The following is a 5,022-nucleotide window of genomic DNA, read 5'->3' on the forward strand; positions in this document are numbered from 1 at the left end:
GAAATAGGAGAAGGCGGCGCTGCGGATGCCGTCGGCGCCGAGCTCGGACACCGCGACCTGCAGCGCGCCGCGGTTGCCGCCATGGCCGTTCAGCAGGATCGGGAAGAAACCGTCGCGTGCCAGCGAGCGGCAGACATCGACCACGATGGCGATAAAGGTCGACGGCCGCAGGCTGATGGTGCCCGGGAAGGCCACGTGATGCGCCGAGGAGCCGTAGGAGATCGGCTCGGCCACCCGGATCGACGGGTCCCGCCCGGCGACGCCCAGCGCCACCGCGGTCGCCAGCCAGATGTCGACGCCGGTGGCCAGATGCGGCCCGTGCTGCTCGACCGCGCCGGTCGGGATCAGCACCGCGCCGCGGGCCTTGCCCAGCGCGCCGAGCTCCGGCGACGGGCTCCAGGCCAGGCGGGCGGGACCGGGGGCGAAGGGCGGAAGGGACATCGAGGCATCCTCGGATCGTGATGGGTCTAGGCCAGCCGACTATCCCATCGGCATCAAGTCAAGCAGAGCCGCTGGCTCCACCTCACCTCGGGGCGCTGCCCAGCAGCTGCGCCGGGCGGCGCAGGGCCGGGTCGAACGGATTGACCCGCGGCCCGATCGCGTCGGCCTCGCGCTTCAGGATCTCGATCACCGTCGGCAGCCGGTCGTCGCCCAGCCGCTCGGAGATCGTGCCGATGCTGAGCGCCGCCACCGCCCGGCCGTCGCGATCAAGGATCGGCACAGCCGCACCACCCATGCCGGGCAGGATGAAATCCCGCCGCGTGGCATAGCCAGCCGCACGCGTCTTCGCCATCTCGGTGCGCAGATAGACCTCGTCCATCACGCCCTGGCCGATCAGGCGAGGGACGTTGAAGCGGATGACCTCCTCGCGCTCCGCCTCCGGCAGAAAGGCCAGGATCACCAGCGCCCCCTGCCCGACGCCGAGCGGCACCCGGCCGCCGATGTCGCCGGTGTGGGAGCGGATCGGGAACAGGCCTTCGCTGCGGTCGAGGCACAGCGCATCGAAGCCGGTGCGCACCAGCAGGAACACGGTGTCGCCGAGCATGGCGGACAGGCGCTGCAGCACCGGCCGGCACAAATCGCGCAGATTGCCGGGATTGCCGGCCCGTGCCGCCAGGGCGAAGAAATCGATGCCGAGCCGGTAGATCCGGCTGCGCTCGTCCTGCTCGACCATCCCCTCCGCCACCAGCGCCTGCAGCAGCCGGTGCACCGTGGCCTGGGTCAGGCCGGCGGCTTCGGCGATGCGGATCAGCTTCGCCCCCTCGCCGCCCGCATCGGCCAGCACCCGCAGGACGGCGAAGCCGCGCTGCAGGCTTTTGCCGGGAGAAAGGGTCTCGCTCGATTTCGCCATTTCCGGAATCTCAAGATCATATCGGCATAGAAGATTCCGTTATCCGGAATCTAAATCACAATACTCCGCAGAAAATGGAATGTCGCCTTGACTCTCCGGATCGAAAGAGTCTTCTGGAATGGCGTGTCGGCGCCTTCCGTTCAACGGAACCAAGATCGGCCGCGCCAGGGTGTGCCAGGGAGACAGCGATGACCTTTCTCCGTCTCGAACGGATCTCGAAGCTGTATGGCGATGTCGCCGCCGTCGCCGATCTCGACCTGACGGTGGAGCGTGGCGAGTTCGTCTCGCTGCTCGGGCCCTCCGGCTGCGGCAAGACCACGACGCTGCAGATGATTGCGGGCTTCGTGCCGGCGACATCAGGGCAGATCCTGCTGGACGGGCGCGACCTGACCACGGTGAAGCCGAACCGGCGCGGCCTGGGCGTGGTGTTCCAGAGCTACGCGCTGTTCCCGCACATGACCGTGGCCGACAACGTCGCCTTCGGGCTGGAGATGCGCCGCGTCGCCAAGCCCGAACGGGCGAAGCGGGTGGCCGAGGCGCTGGCGCTGGTCCATCTCGACCACCTCGCCGACCGCTATCCCCGCGCCCTGTCCGGCGGCCAGCGCCAGCGCGTCGCCCTGGCCCGCGCCCTGGTGATCGAGCCGCCGGTGCTGCTGCTGGACGAGCCGCTGTCCAACCTGGACGCAAAGCTGCGCGAGGCGATGCAGTTCGAGCTGCGCCAGATCCAGCGCCGAACCGGCACCACCACGATCATGGTCACCCACGACCAGTCCGAGGCGCTGTCGATCAGCGACCGGGTGGTGGTGATGGAGCGGGGCCGGATCACCCAGATCGACCAGCCCTACCGGATGTACGAGCATCCGCGCAGCCGCTTCATCTCCGACTTCGTCGGCAAAGCCAACCTGCTGGACGGCGTGGTGGCCCAGCCCGGCACCACCGCCCGGGTGACGGTCGGCGCGGTCACGCTGGAGGTGCCGGGCGACGGGCTGCCGGCCGGCGCCCGGGTGCTGCTGTGCCTGCGGCCGGAGAAGCTGGTGCTGGGCGCCGCCGGCACCGGCCGCCTGCCCGGCACGGTGACCCGCCGCTACTTCCTCGGCAGCCAGTGGCTGTACCACCTGGACAGCCCGGCCGGGGAGCTGCTGGTCGCCGCGCCCAACCTGGGCGAGGAGCCGCTGGCCGAGGGCGCCAAGGCCGGCATCGACTGGGCGCCCGGCATGATCCGGGTGCTGCGCGAGGCCGAGGCGGAGACCGTGTCGTGAGTGCGGCCGCGGCCACCACCCCGCGCCTGGCCGTCACGGCGATGGCGGCCCCGGCGACGCTGCTGTTCGCGGCGCTGGTGATCGCGCCGCTGGCGCTGACCCTGGTGCTGTCCTTCCATGTCTACGACCACGCCACCGGCGTGCAGGCGGCCTGGACCACCGGCCAGTACCTGACGGTTCTGACCGACCCGTACTACTACGGCATCTTCCTGCGCACCTTCCGGCTGGCGGCGCTGACCACGCTGATCTGCGCCGTGCTGGGCGCGCCCGAGGCCTATGTGCTGAGCCGGATGCGCAAGCCCTGGCGGTCGATCTTCCTGCTGGTGGTGCTGGCGCCGCTCCTGGTCTCGGTCGTGGTCCGCGCCTTCGGCTGGAGCATGCTGCTGGGCCCGACCGGCGTGGTGAACGACGCGCTGCAGGCGCTCGGCCTCGGCCGCGTCCGGCTGCTGTACACCGAGACGGCGGTGGTGGTGGCGCTGGTCCATGTGATGCTGCCCTTCATGGTGATCCCGGTCTGGACCTCGCTGCAGAAGCTGGACCCGGCCACCGAGCAGGCGGCGCTGTCGCTCGGCGCGTCGCACGGCACGGTGCTGCGCCGGGTGGTGCTGCCGCAGGTGCTGCCCGGCCTCCTCTCCGGCAGCCTGATCGTGTTCGGCCTCGCCGCCAGCTCCTTCGCCATTCCCGGCCTGCTCGGCGGCCGGCGGCTGAAGATGGTCGCGACCGTGGTCTATGACGAATACCTGAACTCGCTGAACTGGCCGCTGGGCGCCGCCATCGCGGTGATCCTGCTGCTGGCCAATCTGGCGATCATGCTCAGCTACAACCGGATCGTCGAAGGACGATACCGGAAGAGCCTCGGGTGAGGCGGCGCCAATGACCCGCAACGGCCCCCTCGCCCTCGTCTTCCATGCCCTGGTCGCGGCGTTCATGCTGGCGCCGCTGGTGATCGTCTGCCTGGTCGCCTTCACGCCGGAGAACACGCTGAGCCTGCCGACATCGGGCGTTTCGCTGCGCTGGTTCCAGGCGGTGTTCGACCATCCGGACTTCCTGCAATCCTTCTGGAACAGCCTGTGGCTGGCGACCATGGCGGCGACGCTGTCGACCGCGATCGCGGTGCCGGCCGGCATCGCCACCACCCGCTACCAGTTCCCCGGCCGTGACGCGTTGAACGCCCTGTTCCTGTCGCCGCTGCTGATTCCGCACCTGGTGCTGGGCGTGGCGCTGCTGCAGCTGTTCTCCGAGATGGGCGCCGCCGGCAGCTTCTTCTGGCTGGTGCTGGCGCACAGCGTGGTGATCACGCCCTATGCGCTGCGGCTGGTGATCGCCGCGCTGATCGGCTTCGACCGGTCGACCGAACAGGCCGCGGCGTCACTCGGCGCCGATGCCTTTACCGTGTTCCGCCGCATCACCCTGCCGATCATCCTGCCCGGCGTCGCCGGCGGCTGGCTGCTGGCCTTCATCAACAGCTTCGACGAGCTGACGATGTCGATCTTCGTCACCTCCCCCGCCACCGTCACTCTGCCGGTGCGGATGTACATGTATGCGACGGAATCGATCGACCCGATGATGGCCGCGGTGTCGGCCCTGATGGTCGCCGTCACCGCCATCGCCATGGTCGTGCTCGACCGCCTTTACGGCCTCGACCGCATCCTGGTCGGCCGCCAGTGACCGGATCCTCCCGATGCCCATCCTGACCCGCCTGGCCGAGACCGGCCGGCCCGAGATCCGCTTCCGCCTGGACGGCCGCCCGGCCACGGCGCTGGCCGGCGACACCGTGCTGACCGCGATCCTGACCAGCGCCGACCGGCTGCGGCGGTCGGAATTCTCGGGCCACCCCCGCGCCGGCTTCTGCCTGATGGGCGCCTGCCAGGATTGCTGGGTGGCGACCGAGGACGGAAGGCGCTTCCGCGCCTGTTCCACCACCGTGGCCGAGGGCATGCGCCTGGTGACCGGAGAGCCGGCATGAGCGGCGAGATCCTCCCCGTCATCGTCGGCGCCGGCCCGGCCGGCATCCGCGCCGCCGAGGCCCTGGCCGCGGCCGGGCTGCGGCCGGTGCTGGTGGATGAGGCGGCCAAGGGCGGCGGCCAGATCTACCGCCGCCAGCCCGACGGCTTCACCCGCGACGCGAAGACACTGTACGGCACCGAGGCGGCGAAGGCCGCGGTGCTGCACCGGACCATCGACGACCTGGCGCCAACCATCGATTATCGCCCGGACACGCTGATCTGGAACATCGAGGCCGGGGCGCTGGACCTGCTGCAGCACGGGCGTACCAGCCGCCTGCCCTACAGCCACCTGATCCTCGCCACCGGCGCCACCGACCGCATCCTGCCAATGCCGGGCTGGACCCTGCCCGGCGCCTACAGCCTGGGCGCGGCCCAGGTGGCGCTGAAATACCAGGGCTGCGGCATC

At 70.3% G+C, this 5,022-nt stretch carries 7 protein-coding genes; 5 read left to right on the forward strand and 2 right to left on the reverse strand.

Features of this window, described 5'->3' with window-relative positions; genetic code table 11:
- Both AC3XYG_RS05155 and AC3XYG_RS05160 read right to left on the reverse strand, forming a co-directional pair.
- Positions 1-441 (reverse strand): creatininase family protein (locus AC3XYG_RS05155; RefSeq protein ID WP_489138744.1); only part of this gene is annotated, 441 nt, incomplete at its 3' end.
- An 82-nt stretch (positions 442-523) separates the two neighbouring features.
- The gene (locus tag AC3XYG_RS05160; RefSeq protein WP_489138745.1) at positions 524-1,351 is read right to left on the reverse strand and encodes an IclR family transcriptional regulator; all 828 of its coding nucleotides are present in this window, start codon (positions 1,349-1,351) and stop codon (positions 524-526) included.
- Positions 1,352-1,539: 188 nt separating this feature from the next.
- On the opposite strand from AC3XYG_RS05160, the gene AC3XYG_RS05165 reads away from it, so the two are divergent.
- The 5 genes from AC3XYG_RS05165 to AC3XYG_RS05185 form a co-directional block, all read left to right on the forward strand.
- The gene (locus AC3XYG_RS05165; RefSeq protein ID WP_489138746.1) at positions 1,540-2,610 is read left to right on the forward strand and encodes an ABC transporter ATP-binding protein; all 1,071 of its coding nucleotides are present in this window, start codon (positions 1,540-1,542) and stop codon (positions 2,608-2,610) included.
- Positions 2,607-3,473, forward strand: a complete 867-nt coding sequence (locus AC3XYG_RS05170) for an ABC transporter permease (RefSeq protein ID WP_489138747.1) — start codon at positions 2,607-2,609, stop codon at positions 3,471-3,473. Before AC3XYG_RS05165 ends, AC3XYG_RS05170 begins: the two co-directional genes overlap by 4 nt.
- Before the next feature lie 10 nt (positions 3,474-3,483).
- Positions 3,484-4,278 carry an ABC transporter permease gene (locus tag AC3XYG_RS05175; RefSeq protein ID WP_489138748.1) on the forward strand — a complete coding sequence of 265 codons (795 nt, stop codon included), beginning with the start codon at positions 3,484-3,486 and terminating at the stop codon, positions 4,276-4,278.
- Between the two features lie 13 nt (positions 4,279-4,291).
- Positions 4,292-4,576 carry a (2Fe-2S)-binding protein gene (locus tag AC3XYG_RS05180; protein ID WP_489138749.1) on the forward strand — a complete coding sequence of 95 codons (285 nt, stop codon included), beginning with the start codon at positions 4,292-4,294 and terminating at the stop codon, positions 4,574-4,576.
- Positions 4,573-5,022: FAD-dependent oxidoreductase (locus AC3XYG_RS05185; protein WP_489138750.1), on the forward strand; the 450-nt coding region annotated here is incomplete at its 3' end. The genes AC3XYG_RS05180 and AC3XYG_RS05185, both read left to right, overlap by 4 nt.

The sequence above is a fragment of the Inquilinus sp. genome (assembly GCF_057815775.1).